General features: G+C 63.3%; 25 protein-coding genes. 17 read left to right on the forward strand and 8 right to left on the reverse strand.

Going from position 1 to position 26,033, the window contains the following annotated elements:
- Window positions 1-63: 63 nt before the first annotated feature.
- The 3 genes from NKH67_RS09190 to NKH67_RS09200 form a co-directional block, all read right to left on the reverse strand.
- The gene (locus tag NKH67_RS09190; RefSeq protein WP_352473388.1) at window positions 64-996 is read right to left on the reverse strand and encodes a substrate-binding domain-containing protein; all 933 of its coding nucleotides are present in this window, start codon (window positions 994-996) and stop codon (window positions 64-66) included.
- A gap of 250 nt (window positions 997-1,246) precedes the next feature.
- Complete coding sequence (locus tag NKH67_RS09195) at window positions 1,247-2,041, reverse strand: SDR family oxidoreductase (RefSeq protein WP_352473387.1); 795 nt, start codon at window positions 2,039-2,041, stop codon at window positions 1,247-1,249.
- 78 nt (window positions 2,042-2,119) lie between these two features.
- Complete coding sequence (locus tag NKH67_RS09200; protein WP_352473385.1) at window positions 2,120-3,277, reverse strand: fumarylacetoacetate hydrolase family protein; 1,158 nt, start codon at window positions 3,275-3,277, stop codon at window positions 2,120-2,122.
- A gap of 225 nt (window positions 3,278-3,502) precedes the next feature.
- Between NKH67_RS09200 and NKH67_RS09205 the strand changes: the two genes are divergently transcribed.
- The 8 genes from NKH67_RS09205 (at window position 3,503) to NKH67_RS09240 (ending at window position 11,664) form a co-directional block, all read left to right on the forward strand.
- The gene (locus tag NKH67_RS09205; protein WP_352473384.1) at window positions 3,503-4,786 is read left to right on the forward strand and encodes an NAD(P)/FAD-dependent oxidoreductase; all 1,284 of its coding nucleotides are present in this window, start codon (window positions 3,503-3,505) and stop codon (window positions 4,784-4,786) included.
- Window positions 4,787-4,870: 84 nt separating this feature from the next.
- Window positions 4,871-5,758, forward strand: coding sequence for an ABC transporter permease (locus NKH67_RS09210; RefSeq protein ID WP_352473383.1), 888 nt, complete (start codon window positions 4,871-4,873; stop codon window positions 5,756-5,758).
- A complete protein-coding gene (locus NKH67_RS09215) occupies window positions 5,755-6,633 on the forward strand; it encodes an ABC transporter permease (RefSeq protein ID WP_352473382.1) in 879 nt (292 codons plus the stop codon). Before NKH67_RS09210 ends, NKH67_RS09215 begins: the two co-directional genes overlap by 4 nt.
- Window positions 6,618-7,688 carry an ABC transporter substrate-binding protein gene (locus NKH67_RS09220; RefSeq protein ID WP_353030636.1) on the forward strand — a complete coding sequence of 357 codons (1,071 nt, stop codon included), beginning with the start codon at window positions 6,618-6,620 and terminating at the stop codon, window positions 7,686-7,688. The genes NKH67_RS09215 and NKH67_RS09220 overlap by 16 nt, the downstream gene beginning before the upstream one ends.
- A 180-nt stretch (window positions 7,689-7,868) precedes the next feature.
- Entirely contained in the window at window positions 7,869-8,477 is a 609-nt protein-coding gene (locus tag NKH67_RS09225; protein ID WP_353030638.1) for a cupin domain-containing protein, read from the forward strand.
- The gene (locus tag NKH67_RS09230; RefSeq protein ID WP_352473379.1) at window positions 8,467-9,552 is read left to right on the forward strand and encodes an ABC transporter ATP-binding protein; all 1,086 of its coding nucleotides are present in this window, start codon (window positions 8,467-8,469) and stop codon (window positions 9,550-9,552) included. The genes NKH67_RS09225 and NKH67_RS09230 overlap by 11 nt, the downstream gene beginning before the upstream one ends.
- 34 nt (window positions 9,553-9,586) lie before the next feature.
- Window positions 9,587-11,014, forward strand: coding sequence for an aldehyde dehydrogenase family protein (locus tag NKH67_RS09235; protein ID WP_352768614.1), 1,428 nt, complete (start codon window positions 9,587-9,589; stop codon window positions 11,012-11,014).
- Window positions 11,015-11,310: 296 nt separating this feature from the next.
- Window positions 11,311-11,664: an ArsC family reductase gene (locus tag NKH67_RS09240; protein ID WP_353030640.1), complete on the forward strand. Its 354-nt coding sequence runs from the start codon at window positions 11,311-11,313 to the stop codon at window positions 11,662-11,664.
- Between the two features lie 196 nt (window positions 11,665-11,860).
- Here NKH67_RS09240 and NKH67_RS09245 read toward each other — a convergent pair whose 3' ends face one another.
- The 3 genes from NKH67_RS09245 to NKH67_RS09255 form a co-directional block, all read right to left on the reverse strand.
- Window positions 11,861-12,217 carry a DUF488 domain-containing protein gene (locus NKH67_RS09245; RefSeq protein WP_352473375.1) on the reverse strand — a complete coding sequence of 119 codons (357 nt, stop codon included), beginning with the start codon at window positions 12,215-12,217 and terminating at the stop codon, window positions 11,861-11,863.
- A 57-nt stretch (window positions 12,218-12,274) separates the two neighbouring features.
- A complete protein-coding gene (locus tag NKH67_RS09250) occupies window positions 12,275-13,531 on the reverse strand; it encodes an aminopeptidase (RefSeq protein WP_352473373.1) in 1,257 nt (418 codons plus the stop codon).
- 81 nt (window positions 13,532-13,612) lie between these two features.
- A complete protein-coding gene (locus NKH67_RS09255) occupies window positions 13,613-14,527 on the reverse strand; it encodes a LysR substrate-binding domain-containing protein (RefSeq protein WP_353030642.1) in 915 nt (304 codons plus the stop codon).
- 97 nt (window positions 14,528-14,624) lie between these two features.
- On the opposite strand from NKH67_RS09255, the gene NKH67_RS09260 reads away from it, so the two are divergent.
- The 3 genes from NKH67_RS09260 (at window position 14,625) to sbmA (ending at window position 17,495) form a co-directional block, all read left to right on the forward strand.
- Entirely contained in the window at window positions 14,625-14,834 is a 210-nt protein-coding gene (locus NKH67_RS09260) for a hypothetical protein (protein WP_352473371.1), read from the forward strand.
- A gap of 113 nt (window positions 14,835-14,947) precedes the next feature.
- On the forward strand, window positions 14,948-16,102 hold the full coding sequence (locus NKH67_RS09265; RefSeq protein WP_353030644.1) for a YbfB/YjiJ family MFS transporter: 1,155 nt from the start codon (window positions 14,948-14,950) through the stop codon (window positions 16,100-16,102).
- A gap of 115 nt (window positions 16,103-16,217) precedes the next feature.
- The gene (sbmA, locus tag NKH67_RS09270) at window positions 16,218-17,495 is read left to right on the forward strand and encodes a peptide antibiotic transporter SbmA (RefSeq protein ID WP_352496676.1); all 1,278 of its coding nucleotides are present in this window, start codon (window positions 16,218-16,220) and stop codon (window positions 17,493-17,495) included.
- Between the two features lie 28 nt (window positions 17,496-17,523).
- Here the strand turns inward: sbmA and NKH67_RS09275 are convergent, their stop codons facing one another.
- On the reverse strand, window positions 17,524-18,516 hold the full coding sequence (locus NKH67_RS09275; RefSeq protein ID WP_353030646.1) for a polysaccharide deacetylase family protein: 993 nt from the start codon (window positions 18,514-18,516) through the stop codon (window positions 17,524-17,526).
- Between the two features lie 205 nt (window positions 18,517-18,721).
- Here NKH67_RS09275 and NKH67_RS09280 point away from each other — a divergent pair, with 205 nt between their 5' ends.
- Window positions 18,722-19,387, forward strand: coding sequence for a tetratricopeptide repeat protein (locus tag NKH67_RS09280; RefSeq protein ID WP_353030648.1), 666 nt, complete (start codon window positions 18,722-18,724; stop codon window positions 19,385-19,387).
- A 6-nt stretch (window positions 19,388-19,393) separates the two neighbouring features.
- Window positions 19,394-20,827 carry a ribosome biogenesis GTPase Der gene (gene der, locus NKH67_RS09285; RefSeq protein WP_352682787.1) on the forward strand — a complete coding sequence of 478 codons (1,434 nt, stop codon included), beginning with the start codon at window positions 19,394-19,396 and terminating at the stop codon, window positions 20,825-20,827.
- Between the two features lie 10 nt (window positions 20,828-20,837).
- On the opposite strand, the gene NKH67_RS09290 is transcribed toward der, so the two are convergent.
- Window positions 20,838-21,755, reverse strand: coding sequence for a LysR substrate-binding domain-containing protein (locus NKH67_RS09290; protein WP_353030650.1), 918 nt, complete (start codon window positions 21,753-21,755; stop codon window positions 20,838-20,840).
- A gap of 120 nt (window positions 21,756-21,875) precedes the next feature.
- On the opposite strand from NKH67_RS09290, the gene NKH67_RS09295 reads away from it, so the two are divergent.
- The 4 genes from NKH67_RS09295 (at window position 21,876) to NKH67_RS09310 (ending at window position 25,971) form a co-directional block, all read left to right on the forward strand.
- Window positions 21,876-23,195, forward strand: a complete 1,320-nt coding sequence (locus NKH67_RS09295) for an MFS transporter (protein ID WP_353030652.1) — start codon at window positions 21,876-21,878, stop codon at window positions 23,193-23,195.
- Window positions 23,196-23,302: 107 nt separating this feature from the next.
- Window positions 23,303-24,487, forward strand: coding sequence for a cell wall hydrolase (locus NKH67_RS09300; protein WP_353030654.1), 1,185 nt, complete (start codon window positions 23,303-23,305; stop codon window positions 24,485-24,487).
- 256 nt (window positions 24,488-24,743) lie between these two features.
- Window positions 24,744-25,142: an AtpZ/AtpI family protein gene (locus tag NKH67_RS09305; protein ID WP_353030656.1), complete on the forward strand. Its 399-nt coding sequence runs from the start codon at window positions 24,744-24,746 to the stop codon at window positions 25,140-25,142.
- Between the two features lie 70 nt (window positions 25,143-25,212).
- Window positions 25,213-25,971, forward strand: a complete 759-nt coding sequence (locus tag NKH67_RS09310) for a F0F1 ATP synthase subunit A (RefSeq protein WP_352501993.1) — start codon at window positions 25,213-25,215, stop codon at window positions 25,969-25,971.
- The last annotated feature ends 62 nt before the right edge of the window (window positions 25,972-26,033 follow it).

Below are 26,033 nucleotides of genomic sequence, written 5' to 3' on the forward strand. Positions count from 1 at the left end.
CTTCGGCGGAATGATGAGACAGTCACGGCCGCCGAAGCGGCCGTGACCAACTCGATCGCGGATTTATTTGCCGGACAGGATCTTGTCGTAGACTGCCGCGGTGTCCTTCTCGTAGAGCGCGCCGGTGATCACGTCGAAGCCGGGCGGAATACCGCTCGCCGCCATGTTGGCGAGCGAGAGCGCGACGTAGCTGGTCGCCTGCGGATCCTGCCACTGCGCGGCATTGACGTAGCCGTTCAGCACTTCCTGGGTGGTGTCGAGCGAGTTGCCCCAGCCGACGACCGGGATTTCGCCCGGCTTGACGCCGACCTGGTCGAACACCCGCTTGATCGAACCGGTGACAAGGTCGCCGAGGCCGATAACCGCCTTGACCTTGGCCCTGTTGGCAGTGAGGTAATCGACCATGCGGTTGATCACTTCGGCCTGGTCGAGCGTCGCTTCGGTGATTTCGTAGGTGATGCCGAGCGGCTCGAACACGCTCTTGATGCCTTCCTCTTCCTGGACGCCATAGGTGGCGCCGGGAATCTCGACCGGCATCCAGACGAAGTCGCCCTTCTTCACAAGGCCCTTGTCGACCAGATACTGCGCCCAATGTTTGCCGAAGGTGACGTTGTCGCCGCCGACATAGGCGTTGAAGTCCGCCTTCGGGTCGGGCGTGTTGAAGTTGATGATCGGGATGTTCGCCGCCCGCGCTTCCTTGGCGATCTCGACAAGGCTGCCCGGATCAGGGCTGGTCGTGGTGATGCCGTCGGCCTTGGCGGAAATCGCGGCGCGAACAGCCTCCTGCTGCGACGCCACGTCGCCATTGTGGAACGACGTATTGACGGTGTTGCCGGTGTCCGCCGCCCATTGCTTGGCGCCGGCAAGGAAGTAGGTCCAGACCGGATCGGCCGGGCCGCCATGCGAAATCCAGTAGAACGTCTTGGCCTGTGCCGCGGCCGGAATGGCCAGCGCCACCACCAAGCCAAGTACAAGCAGTCTTAGCCTCGTCAGCATTTGATTTCCTCCCATTTGAACCGAACTCCTCCTCCGACGACGATCGCGGCCAAAAACCGTGCGCGGCCAAAGCCGTGATCGCATTTACCAGCGTCGACCTGGGCGCATTAGAGCATTCCCTTTTTTGATCGATGGCAAGCCTCGATTGCCAATGGACGTTGGCGCAAGGCACCGCGCCATCAGCAATCCCATCAGATTGCATCAGTTTGGCGGGTATTTTCCAGGCGGCCGACGATCGGCCTTGCGACCGTCATGCAATCCCGCGCGGCGGCGCGCCGAGCACGTGTTGCTCTAGGTCGATAAGCGTCCCGGTCATCAGCCCGGAGGCGTCGCTGAGCAGGAACAGCGTTAGCTGGGCGACTTCGTCCATGGTCAGCAATCGACCAAGCGGCAGGCCGGCGGCGGCAATCTTTGCCCAGTTTTCGCCCTTGCCCAGCGTGCGCGCCTGCATCTCTTGTTCGGCCGGCGTCGCTACCCAGCCCATGTTGATGCCGTTGACGCGGATGCGATCGGAAAGATGCGCGTTGGCAATGTTTCTGGTCAGCGTCGAAAGCGCGCCCTTGGTTGCGGAATAGATGGCAAGGTCCGGCGCACCGCAATGCGCATTCACCGACAGTATGTTGACGATGGCCCCCGCCGCCCGCCGTGTCTTCATGTCGGCTACGGCCGCCTGCATGAGGAAGAACGGCGCGCGCGCATTGACGGAAAATAACCTGTCCCAGTCGTCGATTGTGCCAGTTTCCAGCGAGGCCCGGTCGGTGAGGGCCGCGGCGTTCACCAGACAATCGATGCGGCCGAGTCTTTTGATCGCTTCCGCCATGACAGCTGCAGGCGCGGCCGGATCTGCAAGATCGGCCTGGATGAAGACGACGGGCCGGCTTGGTCGTGAAAGCTCTTCGGCGATGCGTCTGCCACGCTCGGCATTGCGGCCGACAATGGCGATCCCTTCGCCGCCGTCGGCTGAGGCCAGCCGGGCGATGGTCTCGCCAAGCCCTTGCGTTCCGCCGGTAACGACAAGGGTCTTGCCCTCAAGAGCGACGATCAATGGACTCTCCCGAATGCCGACGAGCAGGTAATTTCCAATCAGAGAATTCTAGAAACTATCGGATGTTAGGCTGCGGGACTAGATGAGGTCGGCCCTGGCGAGGTCGCGCATCAGGTGGCTGGCGCCGTAGGTCCAGTGCGGACAGTCGGGCGACAGCCGCACGCGGTTGACCAAGGCGCCGAATTTCTCCGACGAGATGGTGACGATGTCGCCGACCTTGTGGGTAAAGCCCTTGCCTGTTTCGCCCCGATCCTTCGACGGCACGAACATGGTGCCGAGATAAAGTGCCAGCCCGTCGGGGTATTGATGATGCGGCCCCATGGCGGCGGCGACCAACTCTTCCGGCGAGCGGCTGATCTCGGCCATCGAACTGGCGCCCTCCAGCGAGAACCCATCCTCGCCCTCGACCTTCAGGCGTACGATCGCCTGCTTCACGTCGCCAATGGAAAACGTCTCATCGAACAGCCGGATAAAGGGGCCAAGTGCTGCCGAAGCGTTGTTGTCCTTGGCTTTGCCGAGCAGCAGCGCCGAGCGCCCCTCGACGTCGCGCAGATTGACGTCGTTGCCGATCGTCGCCCCGACAATCCTGCCGCTGCTGGCGGCAATCATGGCGATCTCCGGCTCCGGATTGTTCCATGTCGAAACCGGATGCAGGCCGACATCGGCGCCGAAGCCGACCGAGGCCATCGGCTGGCACTTGGTGAAGATCTCGGCATCGGGGCCGATGCCGACTTCCAGATATTGCGACCAGGCGCCGCGCGCAATCAGCTTGGCCTTGATCTCCATCGCTTCCGGCGAGCCGGGCTTGAGCTTCGACAGATCGTGGCCGATCAGCCCGGCGATGTCGGCGCGAATGGCGTCGGCCTTTTCCGCCGAACCGCGCGCCTGCTCCTCGATCACCCGTTCGAGCAGGCTGACGACAAAGGTGACGCCAGACGCTTTGATCGCCTGCAGGTCGACGGGGGACAGCAGGTACGGTTTCCCCGGATCGCGCGCTGTCTCGAAACTGCTGGCGGCAATGGCATCGAGCGGGCCGATCGGCCGCCCCTTGGCCGAGCGGACGTGCCCCGCCGGATCCGGCAATTCGCAAACGTCGCGCACGGTCGGCGCCACATTTGACGTGATATCGAAGACCGTGCCGTCACGCACCGTGACCACCAGCGGATGGGAAGCATCGCTCGCCCTGGCGCGGCCCACGAAGAGGCCTTCGGCGGGCAAATGTGTGGCGTTCGTCATGGCTTACATTTCCTGTTGTCTTGTCCTTCGGCCGCGGCACTTTCAACAAATTCCCGCCAAAGGTCTATCCCGCCTGCAGGACGAGCTTTGTCAATTCTTTCAAGCGGTCTTCGCATCGCCGGACCTTGATTGAGCCTGACGTGCGCCAACGGCGACGGAAAACGCTCTTTCAAAATAATGAAACCGTCGCTAGGGTTTTCACCTACTGAAATCTCCAGGTGACGCTTGCCCGTACGGTTTTCCGATCCAATCTGGCAGAAGCCGCGGACAGCCACCGCGTTCCAGTCGCTTTTTCCCGCCGGCCAATGCGTCGATGTCGTTATCGTCGGCGGCGGTATCATGGGGCTGTCGACAGCCTTGCACGCTGCCCGGCTCGGCCTTGCCGTCCAGGTGCTGGAGGCCGGCGAAATTGGCAATGGCGCATCCGGCCTGAACGGCGGTCAGGTCATTCCCGGCCTGAAATACGATCCGGACTGGCTGCTGGAGCATTTTGGTCTCGAACGCGGCGAAGCGCTCGTCAACTTTGCCGCCTCGACCGCTGACACCGTCTTCGAATTGATCCGCGACGAAAGACTGGCGGTGCCGTTCGTCCGCAATGGCTGGATCCAGGCCGCGCATACCGAGACCGCGCTGAAAGCGGCGGCAAGCCGGGATCGGCAGTGGCGGGCGCGCGGCGCCGATGTCCGGCTGCTGAGCGCGACGGAGATCGCGACGATGACCGGCGCGCAAGGCTATCTCGGCGGCTGGCTCGATCGCCGCGCCGGTGTCATCGATCCGCTCGCCTACACGTCGGAACTGGCGCGCGTCGCTGTAGCGGCGGGCGTGAAAATCGCCGAACGCCAGAACGTGATGCAGATCAGCCAGAATGCCGGCATTTGGCACGTTTCTACGGAAAGCGGCGCCGAACTCAAGGCCAAGGCGATTGTCCTGGCGACCAACGCCTATACCGGCGGCCTGCTTCCCGGCCTCGCCGAGACGATCGTCCCGCTGCATTCCTTCCAGATCGCGACAGCACCGCTATCGTCCAATCTCGCGGCGGCTATCCTGCCGGAAGGGCAGGCAGTGTCGGATTCGCGCCGCATCCTCGTCTATTACCGCAAGAGTGCCGATGGCCGGCTGGTGCTCGGCGGACGCGGCCGCATGGCCTTGCCGAACGGCCCGGCCGACTGGGCGCATCTGGAGCGCGCGCTGCTGCGGCTTTATCCGGCGCTGTCAGACATTGCCATTGAAAAGCGGTGGTTCGGCCGAGTGGCAATGACGCCGGACCATCTTCCGCATATCCACGAGCCAGAGAAGGGTCTGCTGGCGGTGGTTGGCTGCCAGGGCCGCGGCATCGGCCTGATGACCGCGCTTGGCGAGCGCATCGCCTCCTATTTGTCGAGCGGCGACACCAGGCAATTGCCGTTCCCGGTCTCGCCGATCCGACCGATCCCGTTTCACGCCTTTCGGCAGGTCGGCGTCGCCGCGACCATCGCCTGGTACCGGATGCTGGACGCGTTCGAACGCTGACGTTCATGCCCAAGCATGAAACAGCTTGACAATTTCATAAATATGAAAAAAGCTTAATCGATTTCAAATTTCGATGGACAGCCGATGTCGACCATCGTCGTAACGCAGTCGTTGCCGGAAACCCGGTCTTCGCCGGCCTTCCGCTTCGCCATGCTGCTGCCCGGCGGGCTGGTCACCTTCTTGCTGATCCTTTTCGCCCTTGGCCTGGTGTTCTTTCTCGCCTTTCGCGGCAATGACGGCTCGCTGCTGGGGGCTGGTTTCACCCTTGCGAATTTCGTCACTGTGGCCACCGATCCGCTGTACTGGACGGTGACGCTGCGCTCGCTGGGTATCGCCGGCCTGGTGACGCTGGCAACCGTCGTCACCGCCTATCCCGTTGCCTACTATCTGGCTTTCCATGCCGGGCGGCGGCGCGGGCTGCTGTTGTTCCTGCTGACCCTGCCGTTCTGGACCAGCTACCTCCTGCGCGTCTTCGCCTGGAAGATCGTGCTTGCCTATAATGGCGTGCTGAACTCGGCGCTGATCGAAAGCGGCATCTGGTCGGAGCCGACATTGGCCTTCCTTAATACGCCGGCAGCGGTCGTCGTCACGCTCGCCCACGCTTATGCGCCGTTCGCCATCCTGCCCATCTATGTGGCGCTGGACACCATCCCGAAGTCGTTGCTCGAGGCCGCTTCCGATCTCGGCGCAAAACCATTCACCAGCTTCCGCCGCATCGTGCTGCCCAATTCGATGCCGGGCGTGCTGGCGGCCGCTCTCGTCGTCTTCGTGCCGACCGTCGGCGATTATGTGACGCCGGCGCTGGTCGGCGGCCCTGCCAGTACAATGATCGGCACACTGATCCAGGCCGAGTTCGGCAAGGCCAATGACTGGCCGTTCGGCGCCGCACTCGCCGTCGCCGTCATGCTGGTCATTCTCGCCGTGGTGCTGGTGGTGCGCTTCGCCGACCGGCGATACGGCAGCCGCACATGAACACGGCGCGTATCGATGCAAGGCAGGGCGGCGGCTGGCTGGGTGTCTATGTCCTTGCCTATCTGGTGTTCCTGTATCTGCCGATATTGCTGATCCCGCTGTTTTCCTTCAACAATTCGATCCAGGCGGCATTTCCGCTGCAAGGCTTCACACTTGAGTGGTACGGCACACTTTACGGCAATTCGGCGCTGTCCGGTGCGCTTGCCACCAGCCTCGTCATCGGCGCCATTGCCGCCAGCGGCGCAACACTCTGCGGCATCACCGTGTCCTATATGGACCTCTACGGTCGCTCGCCGCTGGCCGCCACCATCAGTGCCATTGCGCGGCTGCCGATCCTGATCCCCGGCGTCATCGTCGGCATCTCGCTGTTGATCCTGGTCAATCTCGCCGGTTTCGGGCCGTCGCGCATTGCCATTGTGCTCGGCCACGTATTGGTGGCGCTGCCGACGACGGTGGTGGTCATGCGCAGCCGCTTCGCCGCCATCCCGAAGACCATCCGCGAGGCAGCGCTCGACCTCGGCGCCTCGGACTGGACGACCTTCAGACGGGTGATGCTGCCGCTCAGCCTGCCCGCCATTATTTCGGCGTTCATGCTGGCCTTCCTGACCTCGTTCGACGAGTTTATCGTCGCCTTCTTCCTTGCCGGCACCGAGCCGACGCTGCCGCTTTATATCTGGAGCCAGCTGCGCTTCCCGAAATCGCTGCCGACCGTCATGGCGCTCGGCACGGCGATCCTGGCCGTGTCGTTCGTCATCGCCGCACTCGCCGAAATCCTGCGCCATCGCGGGCTTGCCGCCACCCGGCGGCCAGCGCCCGCCAGCCTGTCAAAACCAGAAGAAACCGAAAGAGGAGAACTGCAATGGCATTCGACTTGAAATCGATAACGGCAAAGACAGCGAAAACCGGACTGGCTGCCTTCGCGCTGGCGCTTGCGTCGACTGTCGCCTTTGCCGGCGACAAGCTGCAATATTTCACCTGGTCGGGCTATGAACTGCCCGACTTCAACAAGAGCTTCCTCGCCGCGCACCCCGATGGTGTCGAAGCCTCGATGTTCGGCGACGACGATGACGCCTTCACCAAGGTCAAGGCCGGCTTCCGCCCCGATGTCGCGCACCCTTGCTATGACAAGGTGGCGCGCTGGAACAAGGAAGGCCTGCTGCAGCCGATCGACACCAAGCGCATCAAGAACTGGGATTCGATCTTCCCGGTCTTCAAGAACCTGCCCGACCTGCAGGCCGGCGACGGCAAGGTCTGGATGGTGCCGTGGGACTGGGGCAATACCTCGATCCTCTACCGCACCGATCTGGTGAAGAACCCGCAAGCCAGCTGGAACCTGCTCTGGGACAAGCAATATGCCGGGCGCATGGCGACCATCGATGCCGTCCACGACACACCGGTGGTGGCGGCCCTTCTGGCCGGCGTCAATCCATTCGACATGACACCGGAACAGATGGACAAGGTGGCGGAAAAACTGCGCGAGCAGCGCCCGCTGCTCTCGAACTATACCACCGACATGACCTCGGTCGAACAGGCACTGGCGAGCGGGCAGCTGGTCGCGGCCATGACCTGGAACGCCTCGGCCACCTCGCTGAAGAAGCAGGGCGTGCCTGTCGAGTTCATGAAGCCGAAGGAAGGCATGCTGACCTGGGCCTGCGGTTTCGTCATGCTCAAGGACGCCAAGAACGTCGACCTAGCCTATGACTTCATCAACAGCCGGCTGGAAACGGATTCCGGAAAGTATCTGATCCAGGCCTACGGCTATGGCAGCTCGACCAGCTCGGCTTTCGCCGCTGTGCCGAAGGAGGAGTTGGAGAAACTGCAGCTGCCTTCCGATCCCGAGGTGATGCTGAAGACCACGATCTTCACCGGACCGATGAAGCAGAATGACGAACTCGCCAAGATGTTCGAGAAGGTCAAGGCAGGCGGCTGAGCCTGGTTCTTCCTTCTCCCCTTGCGGGAGAAGGTGTCGCCGAAGGCGACGGATGAGGGGTGTTCCAGATGGCACCGACAGCACTCCGGCCAACACCCCTCATCCGTCTCGGCGCCTCGCGCCGATCCACCTTCTCCCACAAGGGGAGAAGGGAAAACCTAACCAAACAAGGACGAACGAATGGACATGCTGGACGAAGCGGCTGAGAAGCCGAAGGACGACGCCGACGTCAGGGTCGGCCGGCGCGTGCGGGCGCTCAGGCTGGAGCGCAATCTCTCGCTGGCCGAACTTGCCGCCAAAGCCGGTGTCTCGATAGGTGCGCTAAGCCAGATCGAGCGCGGCATGTCGTCATTGCGGGTCCGCGTGATCTGGCCGCTTGCGGCCGCCCTCGATATAGAGCCGTCGGCGCTGATCGCCGACGGCAATGATGTCGGCAACGATCTTTATTGCGTGCGCGCCAACAGCCGGCGTCAGATCCCGGTCAAGTCGGAAGGCATCGCCAAGGCGCTGCTGTCGCCGCCGGCCGCCACGCTGACCGGCATGCTGGTGACCGTTGACGCCGGTGGCGGCACCGCCGAAGCTTACGCCCATGCCGGCCATGAATTCGGCTTCGTCCTGTCGGGCGAGGTCGAGCTGGTGGTCGATTCGACCAGATACGGGCTGAAGGCCGGCGACAGCTTCGCCTTCAAGAGCACGTTGCTGCATGCCTTCCGCAATCCGGGCAGCGAGCGCTGCCAGATTCTGTGGGTCAACACCACCAAACCGTCCGAGGTTCGCGATGGCGCCTGATCCGCTCGTCCGGCTGGACAAGGTCTCCAAGATTTTCCCCGGCGGCATCATCGGGCTCGACGCCGTCGATCTCGATATTTCGCGCGGCGAGTTCCTGACCCTGCTCGGACCGTCCGGCTGCGGCAAGACCACCAGCCTGCGGGTCATCGCCGGCTTCGAGAGCCCGTCGAACGGCAGGGTCCTGCTCGAAGGCCGCGACATCACAGCGCTCAGGCCCTTCGGCCGTCCCGTCAATACCGTGTTCCAGGACTACGCGCTGTTCCCACACATGAACGTTGCCGAAAATGTCGGCTTCGGCCTGTCGCTGCGCAAGCTCTCCGGTGCCGAACAGGCAAAGCGCGTCGGCGCAGCGCTCGACATGGTCGGCCTTGCCGAGAAGCTCGGCGCCCGCGTGTCCGAATTGTCGGGTGGCCAGCGCCAGCGCGTCGCGCTTGCCCGCGCCATCGTCTGCGAGCCGCGTGTGCTGCTGCTCGACGAGCCGCTGTCGGCGCTCGACGCGCATCTGCGCGAGCAGATGCAGGTCGAACTGAAGCGGCTGCAGTCGCGGCTTGGCACCACTTTCGTCATGGTCACGCACGACCAGACCGAGGCGCTGTCGATCTCAGACCGCATCGTCGTCATGAACAAGGGCCGCATCGAGCAGATTGCGCCGCCGGCGACCCTTTACGATCGACCCGCCACCAAATTCGTCGCCAGCTTCATCGGCACCATGAACCTTCTGCAGTCGCGCTTTGTCGGCCGTGACGGCGAGCGCTTGCGGTTCATCGCCGGCGCTCTGCCGCTGGAAGCGATTTCGGATAAAGGCGAGCTGCCTGGCGAGGGCACGGTGCGCACCATTGGCGTGCGTCCGGAGGACCTTTTGGCCACGACCGAGGCGGCGGCCGGTACTGCACCGGTGCGGGTGAACAGCATCGTCTTTCACGGCCGCACCTTGCGCCTTCATGCAGAGTTGGGGCAGGGGACACAGGTGGTGATCGACGCGCCGCGCCGGACAGAGGGTTTTCAATTCAGCGTCGGCGACGTGGCGCATATCAGCCTGCGCCGTGGTGCCAACTGCCCTATGCTGCCTAGCTAGTCTCACTCATTTCCAGAAAACCGGAGCACGACCCATGAGCAATCATCTCAATTTTTTCATCGGCGGCAAATGGGTCGGCCCGGTGGTTCCGGCAACGCTGGATGTGATCGATCCGTCCACTGAAGAGGCCTACACCAAAATCTCGGTCGGCTCGAAAGCCGATGTCGACAAGGCCGTGGCTGCAGCCAAGGCGGCATTCCCGGCCTTTTCGCAAACGACCAAGGCCGAGCGCCTGAAGCTGCTGAAGCGTATCCTCGACGTCTACAATGAGCGCTACGAGGACATCGCCCAGGCGGTCAGCCAGGAAATGGGCGCGCCGATCAGGTGGGCGCGCGAGGCGCAGGCCTGGGCGGGCAGGGCGCACATGGAAGCTACCATCAAGGCGCTGGAGGATTACGAATTCAGCGAGAAGCGCGGCACCACCATGGTGGTCAAGGAGCCGATCGGCGTCTGCGCGCTGATTACACCGTGGAACTGGCCGCTCAACCAGATAGTCTGCAAGGTGGCGCCGGCCATCGCCGCCGGCTGCACCGTCGTTTTAAAGCCTTCCGAAATCGCGCCGATCAGCGGCATCATCTTTTCCGAGGTGATGGACGCCGCCGGCACGCCGAAGGGCGTCTACAATATGGTGAATGGCACTGGTCCGGATGTCGGCCAGGTCATGGCTGGCCATCCCGACGTCGACATGGTCTCGTTCACCGGGTCGACCCGGGCCGGCATCATCGTCGCCAAGACGGCGGCCGAGACGGTAAAGCGCGTCGCGCAGGAGCTCGGCGGCAAATCGGCCAACATCGTGCTGCCCGACGCTGACTTCGAGACGGCGGTGCGCAAGGGTGTCAACGCCTGCTTCGGCAATAGCGGCCAGTCTTGCGATGCGCCGACTCGCATGCTGGTGCCGGCCGCCCGTCACGACGAGGCGCTGACGATCGCCAGGAAGGCCGCCGAACGGCACAAGGTCGGCGACCCGCGCTCGGAGGAGACCAAGCTCGGGCCGGTGGTCAGCAACATCCAGTTCGACAAGATCCAGCGGTTGATCGAGGCAGGTATCGCCGAGGGTGCGACGCTGGTCACCGGCGGCCCCGGCCGGCCGGAACACCTCAACCGTGGCTATTATGTGCGACCGACCGTTTTCGGCCACGTCAGGCCTGGCATGACCATCGAGAAGGAGGAGATTTTCGGGCCGGTCCTGTCGGTCATCTCCTACGATGACGATGATGATGCGGTGAAGATCGCCAACGACACCGTCTATGGCCTGGCTGCCTATGTGCAGTCCGGGGATATCGACCACGCCCGCAAGATTGCCAGCCGGCTGCGCGCCGGGCAGGTGTCGATCAACTATCCGGAATGGGATACGTTCGCGCCCTTCGGCGGCTACAAGCAGTCCGGCAACGGCCGCGAATACGCCGACTGGGCGATCCACGATTTCCTCGAGATCAAGGGCATCATCGGCTACGGCGCCTGAGCGTTCAACATTGGCATTACGCCAACGTCAAGTTTGTTGCGAGCGTTGGTGCCTCGGCACCGGCGTTCGGTTGAACGGCCACGACGGCTTCGTGGCCGCAATGTGAGTGCGAAGCAGGGTCGCCTCAGATCGTCATGAGATAGTCGGCCAACTGATCCGCCACCGTGCCCCAGCCGTCGTGAAAGCCCATGTCCTCGTGACAAGCGTGAAAATCGCCGACGGCCGGCGAGGCCGCTGGAAAACCGAGAGGCGCGGTTTTACGGTGCCGCTAGAATCGACCGGTCCGAGGATCCGTTTTGACGATCACCATGTACGGCATCACCAATTGCGATACGGTCAAGAAGGCGCGTTCCTGGCTGGCGAGCCACGATGTTGCCTATCGCTTTCACGACTACAGGGCAGACGGGCTTGAAGCGGATCGGCTGGACGGCTGGTCAGGCAAGGTCGGCTGGGAAATCCTGCTCAACAAGGCGAGCACAACGTTCCGTGAACTGTCGGACGAGGACAGACTGGGCTTGGACGAGAACAAGGCCAAGGCGCTTATGCTGGCCAAACCGACGATGATCAAGCGTCCGGTGCTGGAACTTGGCGACAGGGTTCTCGTTGGCTTCAAGCCTGATGTTTATCAGCAGGCGGTGAGTGGGAAATAGGACCGACCCGCCATGATCCGTCGCGTCCCCCTCTGTCCTGCCGGACATCTCCCCCAACAAGGGTGGAGATTGGCAGCTTCGGCGCTCCGCTCACCACTGCGACCTTGGAGATTGGCGAAAGCCGGCGACATCCGATCTCCCCCCAAGTGGGGGAGATGGCCGGCAGGCCAGAGGGGGCGCTGTCCCGGCGGCGTGACTAATTGATCCCACGTAAATAGCTCGCCAGTGCCGCCGCATTGTTGTGCGCCTCGTCATGGGCGCCGTAGAGCAGCGTCACCTTGCCTTCACGGAGCAAGGCACGTAGTTCCGTCACCGCCTCGCCGTTCCGGTCGAGCTCATCGCGGTATCGCCGCTGGAATTCCGCCCAGCGCGCCGGCTCATGACCGAACCATTTGCGCAACCCATTGCTCGGCGCGATGTCCTTCAGCCAGACCGTCAGCGCCGCGTCCTCTTTGCGGACGCCGCGAGGCCATATACGGTCGACGAGCACCCGCTGCCCGTCATCGGGCGCCGGCTGCTCATAGATGCGCTTGACCGCGAGCTCCATTGCCAACTCCGCATGGGCCAGCAGGCGCCGCTGCTTGCTGGTCTTCGCTTAGAGATCCCGGGCCTAAACCCACTCGCCCTTGCGCATCACCGGCACGCGGCTGCCGTCCTTATGGACGCCGTCTATGTCGATCTTGTCCGAGCCGATCATCCAGTCGATGTGGATGAAACTCTTGTTGCCGCCGCGCGCCGCGATCTCGTCCTGGCCGAGCGAGGCGCCGTCGACGAAGCACTTCGAATAGCACTGGCCGAGCGCGATGTGGCAGGCGGCGTTCTCGTCGAACAGCGTGTTGAAAAACAGCAGCCCGCTCTTGGCGATCGGCGAGGAATGCGGCACCAGCGCCACCTCGCCGAGACGGCGCGAGCCTTCGTCGGTATCGAGCACCTTTTGCAGCACATCCTCGCCTTTCGTGGCCTTGGCCTCGACAATGCGGCCCGCCTCGAAACGCACCGCAATGCCGTCGATCAGGGTACCCTGATAGGACAGCGGCTTGGTGCTGGTGACATGGCCTTCGACGCGCCTTGCATGCGGTGTGGTGAAAACCTCTTCGGTCGGGATGTTGGGGTTGCAGGTGATGCCGTTCTTGGCGGTCGAGGCGCCGCCCATCCACTCGTGGCCGTCGGCCAGCCCGACGGTCAGGTCGGTGCCGGGGCCGGTGAAATGCAGCGCGTGGAAATTGTGGCCGTTCAGCCATTCGGTGCGGCTCTTCAACGCCGCATTGTGCGCCGTCCAATTGCCGATCGGGTCTTCGACATCCACCCGCGAGGCGGCAAAGATAGCCTCGGCGAGCTTGGCCACGGCGACGTCGTCGGCGTCGTCCGGGAATACCTGCTTGGCCCAGGCCTGATCGGGATAGGCGACGATGTTCCAGTTGATGTCGAAGCCGGTGATCTTCTCCAGCGCCGGCTTGTAGGCCATCGAATTCGCCTTGTTGGCACGCGCCACCTTTGCCGGGTCCTGCGCCGAAAGCAGCGACGGATCCTCGCCGCGCACGGCGAGCCTAGCCGCATTGTTTGCGAAGGCTTTTGCCATGCCTTCGTAGAGCCAGCCGGCGGCGCGGTCGAAACCGGCGTCGGCGCCGTAGCGGAAGCGCGCGAGAGTGATCTCATCGTCGTTGAAGATCGGCGTCACCAGGCCGGCACCTGCCTTGTAGGCGTGCTCGATGATCCGCCGCGTCAGAGGCAGCGCGGCGATAGACGAGGTCAGCACCAGATCCTGCCCCGGCTGCAATTGCAGCCCGACCTTGACGGCGACCTCCGCCAGCCTGTCGAGCTTCACCGGGTCGATGCTTGCGGAAACGCCGCGCGAATGTGTGGTCATGATCCTGCCTGCCGTGATTGGGGACTGTTTCTTACATAGACCGGCGCTGCCGACCTTTCCACTCTGATGACGCCGGCAGGTCTAGCTGGCCCTCTCGAGCGATCTGAACTGCGCCATCGTCGCCTCGATCTCTTCGCGGATCCAGGTCTTGAAATCCCTGACTTTGCGACTTTCGCTCTTGCTAGCCGAAGTTATCAGCCAATAGCCGAGGCCGCTCTGGGCGCGTATGCCGAACGGCGCAACGAGACGGCCGTCGGCCAGCGCGTCGGCGGCCAGCAACTGCCAGCCGAGCATGACGCCGTGACCGGCAATCGCCGATTCCAGGCACAGCATCGGATCGGTGAAGCGCGCGCCTTTCATGAAGGTGACCGGCTCCACCCCGGCGGCTTCGAACCAGCTCTCCCAACTGATCATCGACCTTTCGTCGGTGATCGCACAGGTCAAAGCAAGGTCTTCGATCGATTTCAGCTTGCTGGCGATCACCGGTGCACAGACCGGAAACACCTCCTGCGCCAGCAGCAATTCGGCCCGCCCGCCCGGCCATTTGCCGTCGCCGAGCCGGATGGCGACGTCGATGTCCGAACGATCGAGATCGGCAAGCCGCACCGAGGCATCGATGCGCAGGAGCACGTTCGGATGGCGGGCAAAATGCCGCGACAGCCGCGGCAGCAGCCATTTCGAGGCGAAAGCCGGCGCCACCGAAACCACCAGCGTGCACTCCGAGCTTTCATCGGCAAGCGCCACCGCCTGTGCGAGTTCGCGGAAGCCTGCGCTGAGCCGCGCGCTAAAGACGGTGCCGAATTCGGTCGCCACCAGGCCAGCTGGCGTTCGTTCGAACAGCGCCCGGCCGAGCTGCTTTTCTGTCCGGTTGATCTGCTGGCTGACGGCGCTGACCGAGACGTTGAGCTCGCCGGCCGCCGCCGCGAGCGAGCCCAGGCGGGCAACGGTTTCCACAGCGCGCAAGCCGTTGAGATGGACGCGGTTCAGAGTAGCCATACAGTTTTTCTAAACTGGAGCGGCGGAAATCTCAATTGCCAGACGCTAACGAACGGCGGATTCTAAGTGGGTTACGCAGAGTGAGGAGGCAAATCCGATGAAGATTTTATCATGGCTCGGCGCCTTTTCCCCGATCGGAACGCAGCCGCACCGGCATGACAGCGAGGCCATCAATTGGGTGACCGATCCGCTGTCGCATCCGGTGCTCGACACCATGTCGGAGCGCGAACTCGCCGACATGCCGTTCAGGCTGACCGCGCGTCGTACCCGCTTCGAGACGGCCCCGCCAAGGACCTGCTGCGGCTGAACAAGGACTTGCTGGCACTTCAGGTGAGCCGGCCGCCGACGCGGCTGCGCAGCCCTTCTGGCCCAATAAAAGGCGGATTGTCTCGCCGGCAGGCGCACCTATGGTGCACCGCGATGAACATCGCTTCGCCCTTGCGCCTGGCAATCGCCGGCATGATCGCCCTGGCCGTCGCCATGGGCATCGGCCGTTTCGTCTATACGCCGATCCTGCCCGGCATGATGGAAGAGCTCGGCCTGTCGCCGGCCGATGCCGGCTGGATCGCATCGGCCAATTATCTCGGCTACCTCGTCGGCGCGCTTGCCGCCACCGGCGGCTGGGCGCAAGGCCGCGAGCGCCAGCTGATGCTGGCCGGCCTTGCCGCCACCGCGATCCTCGCCGGCCTGATGGGCCTGAGCGGCACCATGCCCGGCTTTCTCCTCATCCGCTTTCTTGCCGGCCTCGCCAGTGCCTTCGTGCTGGTCTTCATGACCAGCATCGTTTTCGGTCATCTCGCCGCGGCCGGGCGAAACGACCTGCAGGCGCTGTATTTCGGCGGTGTCGGCCTCGGCATCGCGGCATCCTCGGCGCTGTTGGCGCTCCTCGTCACCGAACATGCCGGCTGGGCGGCGGGCTGGCTGTGGTCGGCGGTGATTTCTGCCTGCGGCTTTGCCGCCGTCGCCTTGCTGGCCGGCGGCACCTCGGCCGCGAACAGCACCACCGGGAGCGAGCCGGCCTTGCCGAAGCACCGGTCGCTGGTGAAGATCATCGTCGCCTACGGCCTGTTCGGCTTCGGCTACATCGTCACGGCAACGTTCCTGGTCGCCATCGTCCGCCAGGGCGGCGGCGGCCGCGTCTTCGAGGCCGTGGTCTGGATGGTCACCGGCCTTGCCGGTTTCCCCTCGGTCTGGCTGTGGCAGAAGCTTACGGCCAGGATCGGGCTCTATGCCACCTACGCACTGGGGTGCCTGGTCGAGGTGGTCGGCGTCAGCGCCAGTGTCGTCATGGGCGGGCGCACCGGGCCGCTGCTCGGCGGCCTTCTTGTCGGCGGCACCTTCATAGCCATCACCGCGCTTGGCCTGCAGGCCGGCAGGCAGCTTGCTCCGCAAGCACCACGCCGGATGCTGGCGGTGATGACGGCCGCCTTCGGCCTCGGCCAGATCATCGGCCCGATCGTCGCCGGGCTGCTTGCGCAGGCCTCGGGCAACTTTTTCCTTGCCTCGATCGTGGCCGCCGCCGTCCTGCTCGCTTCCGGCGCGATCGCCTGGTCGGCTGCGCCAAAATCGCCATGATTATGGTCTTGCTCGGTTGCGGGCATCGGGCACGGGCATTTTCTTTCCCACTAATGTGTGACTTTATGCCCGCTGAACCCCGCTGATTTGCGCATCGACCGAGGATTTCGCCACAGTGTTCGTATCGTTTTTTCCGCAGCCGAAGCTGTTCTTCAGTTCGGTCGCCGTCTGGAGCCTCGCGGCCGTTCTGTTTTGGTTTTTTGGAGGAGAGCAACTTGGAGCAGTGTTTGGACTGCCCCCGATGGCCGCCGGCGTCGACAAGATCATTGGCGTGTCGCTCTTTTGGTCGAAGCCATTTCTCTGGTTCTATATATATTTTGCGGCTGTCGTCCTCATCTTCTACGGCTTTTGGGCCTGGTACCGACCTCATCCATGGCGGAATTGGTCGATTCTTGGCACCTCACTGATTCTCTTTGTGATCTATTACCAGGTGCAGGTAAATGTCGCCTTCAATGACTGGTATGGCCCTTTCTACGATCTTATTCAGAAGGCTTTAGGCACACCGTACTCTACGACGCCGTGGGACTTCTATATCCAACTGCTGACAATCATGTGGATTGCGCTTCTGGCTGTGACCGTTGGCGCCCTCAACCGGTTTTTTGTAAGTCATTGGATATTTCGTTGGCGCACCGCAATGAACGAATACTACATGACCAACTGGGAAAGATTGAGGCGCATCGAAGGTGCGTCCCAGCGTGTTCAAGAAGACACGATGCGCTTCTCCAGCACGATGGAGGATCTGGGCGTAAGCTTAGTCGGGTCCATCATGACACTGATAGCGTTCCTTCCCGTGCTGCTGCATCTCTCTGAAAACGTCACGGAACTGCCGATTGTCGGCACGGTGCCTTACTCCCTGGTCGTTGTAGCAATCCTTTGGTCGGCCTTCGGAACTACTTTCTTAGCTGCGGTAGGAATCAAACTGCCGGGTCTCGAATTCCGCACCCAACGTGTCGAGGCAGCCTACCGCAAAGAATTGGTCTATGGTGAGGACGATGCAGATCGCGCCCAACCGCCAACTGTCGCTGACCTTTTTAGAAGCGTAAGAAGCATCTATTTTCGTAAATATTTCCACTACTTATATTTTAACGTCGCTAGAATATTCTATCTACAGATCGACAATATATTTCCATATATTGTTCTTGTTCCTACGATGGTCGCGGGAAAGATCAAGCTCGGCGCTCTGAACCAGATTCTCAACTCCTTTGAGCAGGTCCGATCTTCATTTCAGTATCTGGTCAATGCCTGGCCGACGGTCGTGGAACTGATCTCGATCTACAAGCGCCTGCGCGCCTTCGAGGCGACGCTCGAGGGCGAGCCACTGCCCGAAATCGACCAGCGTTATCTCGAACGTGAGCAAGCCGGCTTGCGCCCTGAGGATCAGCCGGTAAGCTAAAAAGTATCGGGCGGCGGGCGCTTGCGGCTCAGCCGCCCACCGCCGCCTGCCTTTCGCCTCGCCGCGAAACATAATCGTGAAAACTGATGCACTCGACGTCCGCTTTGATGCAGACCTCGCCGGCAAAGCGTTCCAGCGCGTTCCAGTAGGCGCCGTCATTCATCAGCGTGAAGTGGAAGCCGAGCTCAAGCGGAATGCGCTTGCCCTGGTATTGCGCATCGAAGGCGGCGCGGAACGCGTTATAGGTCCGGTCAGCGAACTCTTCCGCCATGCTCGGCCGCTCGAAGCCGCCGGAATGTCTGACATAGAGATTGTAATCCATGGCGATCACCCGCCTTGAGCTCGGCCCTTCCGGGATCTGCGGCAGCGAAAAGCGCGTGATGCCGTTGACGGTCGGTGGCTCAACCGGCCCACGCGAAACGCCGCTTGCGTCGAGCAGGAAACCGGCCGCGGGCAGCGCCTCGTAGAGCGCCTTGTTTGCCGACAGATAAGGCGCGCGAAACCCGACCACCGACTTGCGGGTAAAATCGCGCCAGCCCTTCGGTTCAGGAGCAATGCCGTTGATCGAATAGGCGTTTTGGAGAATATGCTTGAACGAGCCGAACTCGCTCAGCCAGTCGGCCTTGCTCCAGTCCTTGCCGTCGAAATGGCCGCAGCCATGGCTGCCGATATCGTGGCCTTCCGAGGCGGCGAGGTTGATCTGCTCGAGCCGGTCGGCGACTTCCTGTTTGGAGGCGGCAAAGCCGATGTTCGATTTGCCTTCTGTCTTGCCGGGCGCGGTGTATTCCTTGCGCGTCTCGAGCGACAGCAGGAATACGCAGGAGACGAAATAGGTGAAATGCGCACCCGTGCGTGCGGCCAGCGCCCGGCTGCGCTGCCACTGCGAAATGTCGCGGGCGCTGTCGAATGAGATGATGACGATCTGCTTCGGTTTTGCCGGCGGCGCCGGCGGGTCGGCAAAAGCCGCGCCGGCAGCAAACACGGCAATGGAAAACGCAATAACGCGGGACAAACGGGGCAAAGGCATCTGACTTGATTTAGGGAATGTAGAAGCGACGCCTACCGGTGAAATATGGCACGGGTACGATCGACCTGTCGGCCGCCGTTGGCGGCGACTGCCTCGTGAATAGGCGATTTTCCTGCCGAACCCCTTCCATGCCGGCAAAATTTCGCTAAAACGCGGGCTCATCAACCGCCCCGCCCGGGGCAGGAAATGGTTTTGATCCATGTCGGACGACAGTTTTATCCGCGAAGTCAACGAAGAGATTCGTCGCGACCAGGCGCATGCGCTGTGGGACCGTTTCGGTCCCGCCTTGCTTGTGCTGGCCGTGCTGGTGGTGCTCGGCACTGCCGCTGTCGTTGGCTACCGCTATTGGGACGAGACCCGCGCCAACCGCTCCGGCGATGCCTTCTCGCAGGCGCTGAAGCTTGCCAATGACGGCAAGAACGACGAGGCGCTTGCCGCTCTGGAGGCGTTGGAGAAGGACGGCTACGGCGCCTATCCGCTGCTCGCCCGCATGCGCGCGGCAACCGTCAAGGCGGACAAGGGCGACGTCGACGCCGCCGTCAAGGATTTCGACGAGGTCGCCGCCGACACCAAGATCCCCTCCGGCATTCGCGACATGGCGCGTCTCAGGGCAGCGCTACTTCTGGTCGACCGCGGCTCTTTCGCCGATGTCTCCAGCCGCGTCGAGGCGCTCACCGCCGACACCAACACGCTGCGCCATACGGCGCGCGAGGCGCTTGGCCTTGCCGCCTGGAAGGAAGGCAAGGCGGCGGATGCATTGAAGCTGTTCGACCAGATCGCCGCGGATGACGGCGCCCCGCGCAACACGCGCGAGCGGGCGACATTGATGTCCGAGCTGATCCGCGGCTCGGGCGGCGTGTCGTGATAGTCCATGACCTTCAAAGTCGCCATCATCGGCCGGCCTAACGTCGGCAAATCGACCCTTTTCAATCGGCTGGTGGGAAGGAAGCTGGCGCTTGTCGATGATACCCCCGGCGTCACTCGCGATCGCCGCGTCCATGCCGCAAAACTCTACGATCTGCATTTCGACGTCATCGACACCGCCGGCTTCGAGGATGCGGCCGCCTCGACGCTGCCCGGCCGCATGCGCGCCCAGACCGAGATCGCCATCCGCGAGGCCGACCTGATCTTTTTTACGATCGATGCCAAGTCCGGGCTGATGCCCGACGACAAGACGTTCGCCGAGATCGTGCGCAAGTCCGGCAAGCCGGTTGTCGTCGTTGCCAACAAGGCCGAGGCGCGTGGCGCCCAGGGCGGCATGCTGGAGGCCTGGGAGCTCGGCCTTGGCGAACCGATCCCGGTCTCGGCCGAACACGGCCAGGGCCTGCCCGATTTGCGCGACGCGGTGATCGCGGCACTTGGCGAGGCGCGCGCCTTCGGCGAGGACGAAGAGGCCGGCGAGGATGAGGTCGCCGCCAGCGAGGTGCTGATCGGCGAGGACATCACCGACCCGGACGCCGAGCCGAGCTATGACGACACCAAGCCGATGCGCATCGCCGTCGTCGGCCGCCCCAACGCCGGCAAGTCGACGCTGATCAACGCGCTGATCGGCGAGGAGCGGCTGTTGACCGGTCCTGAGGCCGGCATCACCCGCGACTCCATCTCCGTCGACTGGGACTGGCATGGCCGCCGCTTAAAACTGTTCGACACCGCCGGCATGCGCCGCAAGGCCAGGATCCACGAAAAGCTCGAAGTGATGTCGGTGCAGGACGGCTTGCGCGCCATCCGCTTTGCCGAGATCGTCATCATCGTGCTCGACGCCACCATTCCCTTCGAGAAGCAGGATCTGCAGATCGCCGACCTGATCATCCGCGAAGGCCGTGCCCCGGTGATCGCCTTCAACAAATGGGACCTTGTCGATCATCCCCAGGAGTTGCTGGCCGAGCTGCGCGAAAAAACCGAGCGGCTGCTGCCGCAGGCGCGCGGCATGCAGGCGGTGCCGGTGTCGGCCGAGACCGGGCGTGGCCTCGACAAGCTGATGGATGCCGTCATCCGGACGCATCGAGTTTGGAACAGCCGTGTGTCGACCGGCAAGCTCAACCGCTGGCTGGAAGGCATCCTGGCGCATCATCCGCCGCCCGCTGTCGCCGGGCGTCGGCTGAAGATCAAATATGTCACGCAGGCCAAGACGCGGCCGCCGGGCTTCGTCGTCTCCTGCTCACGGCCGGATGCGATGCCGCAATCCTACGTCCGCTATCTCTCGAACAGCCTGCGCGAGGCTTTCGACATGCCCGGCGTGCCGATCCGCATCGCCTTGCGCACCTCGGACAATCCTTTCGCCGGCAAGGCAAAGAAGCGCCACTGAGCCTCTGCCTTTACGCTACGTTGCGCAGAACGGGCGCCGGTTGCGTCTGCGGCAAGGCTTCCAGCGCTGCCTGCAGCAGGATGTCGCCAAGCCGCGCCGCGACCGCGTCGGGCTCGGCCTCCTTGCGATGCAGGAACAGCGCCATCTTGGGCAAGGCGGGCAGCCCGGCGATCTCAGGCGTCATCGCCCTGACGCTGGCCGGCAGGCCGATATCGGTGCGGATCGTCAGTCCGAGCCCGGCGGCGACGGCTGCCCAGATGCCGCCAAGGCTCGGGCTGGAGAAGGCCATCCGCCATGCCAGTCCGGCGCGGTCGAGCGTTTCGGTCGCCACGCTGCGCAGCAGGCACGGCGCTTCGAGCGCCACCAGCGGCAACGCCTCGCCATCGCGCAGGCTGGTCTCGATCTGTTTTGCCGGGCCGATCCAGCGCATCTGGACGTCGGCGACATGCCGGCTGTAGGGCAGCGTCGCGCCATTGTGCCAGGCAAGCGCGATATCGAGGCTGCCCGAAATGACCCGTTCGGCAAGCTCATGGCTGCGTGCGATCCTGGCCTCGATCTTGACCTTGGGATGGGCGCGGGCGAAGCGCCCGAGCACCTCCGGCAGCACCGCCTCGCCGAAATCCTCCTGTAGCCCAAGCCGCACCCAACCCTCCAGCTCGACATCGTGGATGGCGGAGGCGGCCTCGTCATTGAGCTCGATCAGCCGCCTCGCGTAGCCGAGCATGGTCTCGCCCGCGTCCGTCAGCGCCAGGCCACGTCCAGATTTGCGGAAGATCGGCGTCGCCGCCTGCTCCTCCAGCCTCTTCAATTGCGCACTGATTGCCGAGGTCGAGCGGCCGAGCCGGTCGGCGGCCTTGGCGAAGCTGCCCAGCTCCATGCCGGTAACGAAGCTGCGCAGAACGTCGAGATCGAATGTCACGCGTCGCATGCCAATAATCCTGATATTCGGGACATTACGTCAAAAACTTCCTGATATTCAGTACGAAGCTATGGCGGTAGAGAGAGCGCGTCAAGACCGAATACAGCCGACCCATGCAGGAGCTGAACCATGTCCGCTGTCGCCACACGAGCAGATTGCAAACCGCTTCGCCCGGCCGCCGTTGCCGCCCCGTCAGAAGCGGCGGCACTTCGAGCCAGTCATCGCTGGAAGGTGCTGGGCATCGGCGTCGCCGCCAATGCCTGCTTCTCCGCGACCTTCTCCGGCATTCCGGCGACGGCGGTGTTCCTGCGCTCGGGCTATCATCTCTCCAACGGCGAACTCGGCCTGGCGCTTGGCCTTCTCGGCCTGGGTGTGGCGCTGAGCGAATTGCCGTGGGGGCTGCTGACCGATCGCTGGGGCGACCGCCGCGTGCTGCTGACGGGGCTCGGCGCAACCGCGGTCTGGCTGCTTGTCATGGCCGCGCTGGTCGTGCCGTCACCGGCCCATATTCCCGGCATCGCGCTTCTCGCCGCTGCCCTGCTGGTCACCGGATTGCTCGGCGGCAGCGTCAACGGCTCCAGCGGCCGCGCGATCATGGCCTGGTTCGGCGAAGGCGAGCGCGGCTTTGCCATGAGCATCAGGCAGACGGCGGTGCCGCTTGGCGGCGGGCTTGGCGCGCTGGTGCTGCCGTCGCTCGCTTCGGCCCATGGCTTCACGGCGGTCTTCGGACTGCTGGCGGCTGCCTCCGCGGTCTCGACCTCGCTCGCCTGGCGCTGGCTGCATCAGCCGCCGGCGCATGACGACGCCCGTTCGAGCAGCGCGGCAAAGCCGGCCGGCCCCGCGCCGCTGCGCAACCCGGCCGTCTGGCGCATCGCGACAGCCATTGGCCTGCTTTGCTTTCCGCAGGTTGCGGTGCTCACCTTTGCTTCCGTGTTCCTGCATGATTTCGCCGGCATGGGAACAGCCGTGATCAGCGCCAGCCTGGCTGCCGTCCAGGTCGGCGCCATGGTCATGCGCGTCTGGAGCGGCCGCTACACCGACCGTCACGGCAACCGCCGGTCGTTCCTGCGTCTGTGCAGCATGCTGAGCGTGGCCGCCTTCACCGTGCTTGCCGCGCTCGTCTTGTTGGCGGCCCAATTCTTGTCAGGCCAAGCGCCGATGCTGTCGCCGGCGATCGTCGCGATGCTGGTCGTGGCCGGCATCTGCGTCTCCTCCTGGCATGGCGTCGCCTACACCGAGCTTGCGACGCTGGCCGGCGCCAGCCAGGCCGGAACGGCGCTCGGCCTTGCCAACGGTCTGGTCTTCATCGCCTTCTTTCTGGTGCCGATCGCCATTCCCGGGCTTCTCGTGCTCTGCTCGTGGGCAGGCGTCTGGCTGGGTGCGGCTATTTGCGCGCTGATCGCGTGGCCGATCTTTCTTCCGCCAACGGATAGCCGCAAAAGCGCCTGACTTCGACACGAGATGGGAAAACAACGTTCTAAGCTGTTAACGCCCCATCAAGGTTAATGCATCATTGTAGCTCTCCAGTGGGGTCCGTCGCGTTTCTGGAGAGTTCCGTGCATCGACGTGTTTTGACGCGGCTTGTCGCCGCCGCCGGTGAGAAAAAGCGTTCCTTCCTGTCTCCCCTCGTTATTGGCCTTGGCATCTGGATCGGCTTTCCGACGGTCGCTGCCTATCAGGACATGACCAGCCTCGTCTCCGGCCTGGAGGCGCCGAGCGTCCGCTGGAACGCCTATGTCGAGAAATCCGTCGCCGGCTCCGTTCACGCAGCCGAAATGCCCTTCCTCGATTCCAGCAGCACCGGCTCGCTCTCCGGGTCCGGTGTCCAGTTGCCCGGCATCGGCGCCGTTTCGTTTCGCGGCAAGGGCGGCATCGCCGGCACGACGCCGGACGAGAACCGCATCACGCGTGCCGACAAGAAGGGCCGCATCATCCAGGTCTCGCCCGTCTCGCCGCCGAAGAACTTCAATGCCGGCTCGATCTTCGAGCGCACCTCTTCGCTGCTCCGCCCAAGCATGGACAGCGGCCTGAGGATGGCTTTCGCCAAGCCCGAGATCAAAGGCAAGGAAATCCAGATCGCCGCCGCCTTCCACACGCGCATCGACAAGAAGCCGGATCCCGGCGTACCGGCGATGCTTGCCGCGCTGGTCAACAATGATCATCCGGACGTGCTGGCGACCGCCTACGCCTCGTCCGCTCCCGATTATGCACAGGCGTCGCCCTTCGAGGCCTTGCTGCAGGACGAGGACCCGAACGACGGCCGCTTCATTCCGCCGCTGAGCAAGGGCGACCATTCCTGGATGCAGACGCCGCTGCCGGCGAGCGTTTTTTCCAAGCAGGAGCAGGCCTGTCTCGCCAACGGCATCTATTTCGAAGCGCGCGGCGAATCCGTGCGCGGCCAGGCCGCCGTCGCCCAGGTCATCCTCAACCGCGTCCGCAACCCGGCCTATCCGAACTCGATCTGCGGCGTCGTCTACCAGAACGACAACTGGTTCAACCGCTGCCAGTTTTCCTTTGCCTGCGACGGCCGGAAGAAGCGCATCGACAACGCCGCCGCCTACCAGACCGCACAGGATGTCGCCATGGCCGTCACAGCCGGCAAGATCTTCATTCCCGAAGTCGGCTCGTCGACCCATTACTACGCCAACTACGTCCATCCGGGCTGGGCGCGGACAATGCAGAAAATGACCAGGATCGGCCTGCACATCTTCTACCGCACCTATGGCGGCGGCTGGAGCTGAGCGCTCGGGCGGCCCTTGCATCTTTCCCGCGAGAGCGGCCGATCGAAGACGCATCGCCGCGGGGATTCGGCCACGGCCCGCCGGAGACTGTGTCGGGCACGATGTCGCACCCAGGCAAGTAGCTGATTTATAACGGAAAAATACTTGAGCTTGAACGTCCGCCCGTGGCTTGACGGGCGCTGACCCTCTAACTATGTTGCCGGCGACTTTAAGAAGCGGACGGACGGTGACGGTCTGACCGGGCAGGGGGGGTTGCGTGGCCGACAAGAATGGGCCAGACGGAACCGGCAATACCGGCCGCGGCAAGCAGCATGAAGCCGACATCCGCGACGACGATCTTGAGCGCCGCCGGCGCGACCTTGAAGCATCGCTTGCGACAAGGCGGCCGGACCGGCTCGAGGGGAAAGACGACGGGAAAACGGGCAGTGTGGCCGGGTACGGCCAGGCGCTCAAGCTGTCCAGCGAGTTCATCGCCGGGATAGTGGTCGGTGCGGCTCTCGGCTGGTTTATCGATCGCGTGGCGGGGACATCGCCATGGGGTCTGATAGTCGGGCTGCTGCTGGGTTTTGTCGCCGGCGTGCTCAACGTCCTGCGTTCAGCCGGGCTTGTGTCGGAATTCGGAACGGGCGACAAACCGCGCGATCCGAAAGAATGAATTGAGGCGCCGCATGCCGGCGCATTGAACAGAATGCTGAAGCCGTCTGCGGCTTTGATGGGGATTTAAAGTGGCTGCTGACAAGGTCGATCCGATCCACCAGTTCCAGATCCATCCGATCATTCCGATTCACATCGGCGGCTACGACCTGTCCTTCACCAATTCGGCTCTGTTCATGCTTGCGACGGTCGCTGTCGCATCGGCGTTTCTCTACCTCAGCACGTCGAGCCGCAGCCTGGTTCCGGGCCGCCTTCAGTCGGTCTCGGAAATGGCCTATGAATTTGTCGGCAATATGCTGAGGGACGCCGCGGGCACGCAAGGCATGAAGTTCTTCCCCTTCGTGTTCTCGCTGTTTATGTTCGTGCTTGTCGCCAACCTGCTTGGCCTGTTCCCGTATTTCTTCACCATCACCAGCCACATCATCGTCACTTTCGGCCTCGCTGCGCTGGTGATCGGAACGGTCCTCGTCTACGGCTTCACCAAGCACGGCCTTGGCTTCCTGAAGCTGTTCGTCCCGCATGGCGTGCCGGTCTACCTGCTGCCGCTGGTGGTGCTGATCGAGGTGATTTCCTTCGTCTCGCGTCCGGTCAGCCTGTCGGTTCGTCTGTTCGCCAACATGCTCGCCGGTCACATCACGCTGAAGGTGTTCTCGGGGTTTGTCGTCAGCCTGAGCGCGCTCGGCGCGGTCGGCGTGGCTGGTTCGGTTCTGCCGCTGGCGATGGCCGTGGCGCTGACGGCGCTGGAGCTGCTGGTCGCGTTCCTGCAGGCCTACGTCTTTGCGGTGCTGACCTGCATGTATCTCAACGACGCCCTGCATCCCGGGCACTGACAAGGTTTCCGGCATTGCCGCCGGATCGATTTTGCAACGGAATTTTAGATCCAAAGGAGTTG

Source organism: Mesorhizobium sp. M0968 (assembly GCF_040319065.1).
Lineage (GTDB): Bacteria > Pseudomonadota > Alphaproteobacteria > Rhizobiales > Rhizobiaceae > Mesorhizobium.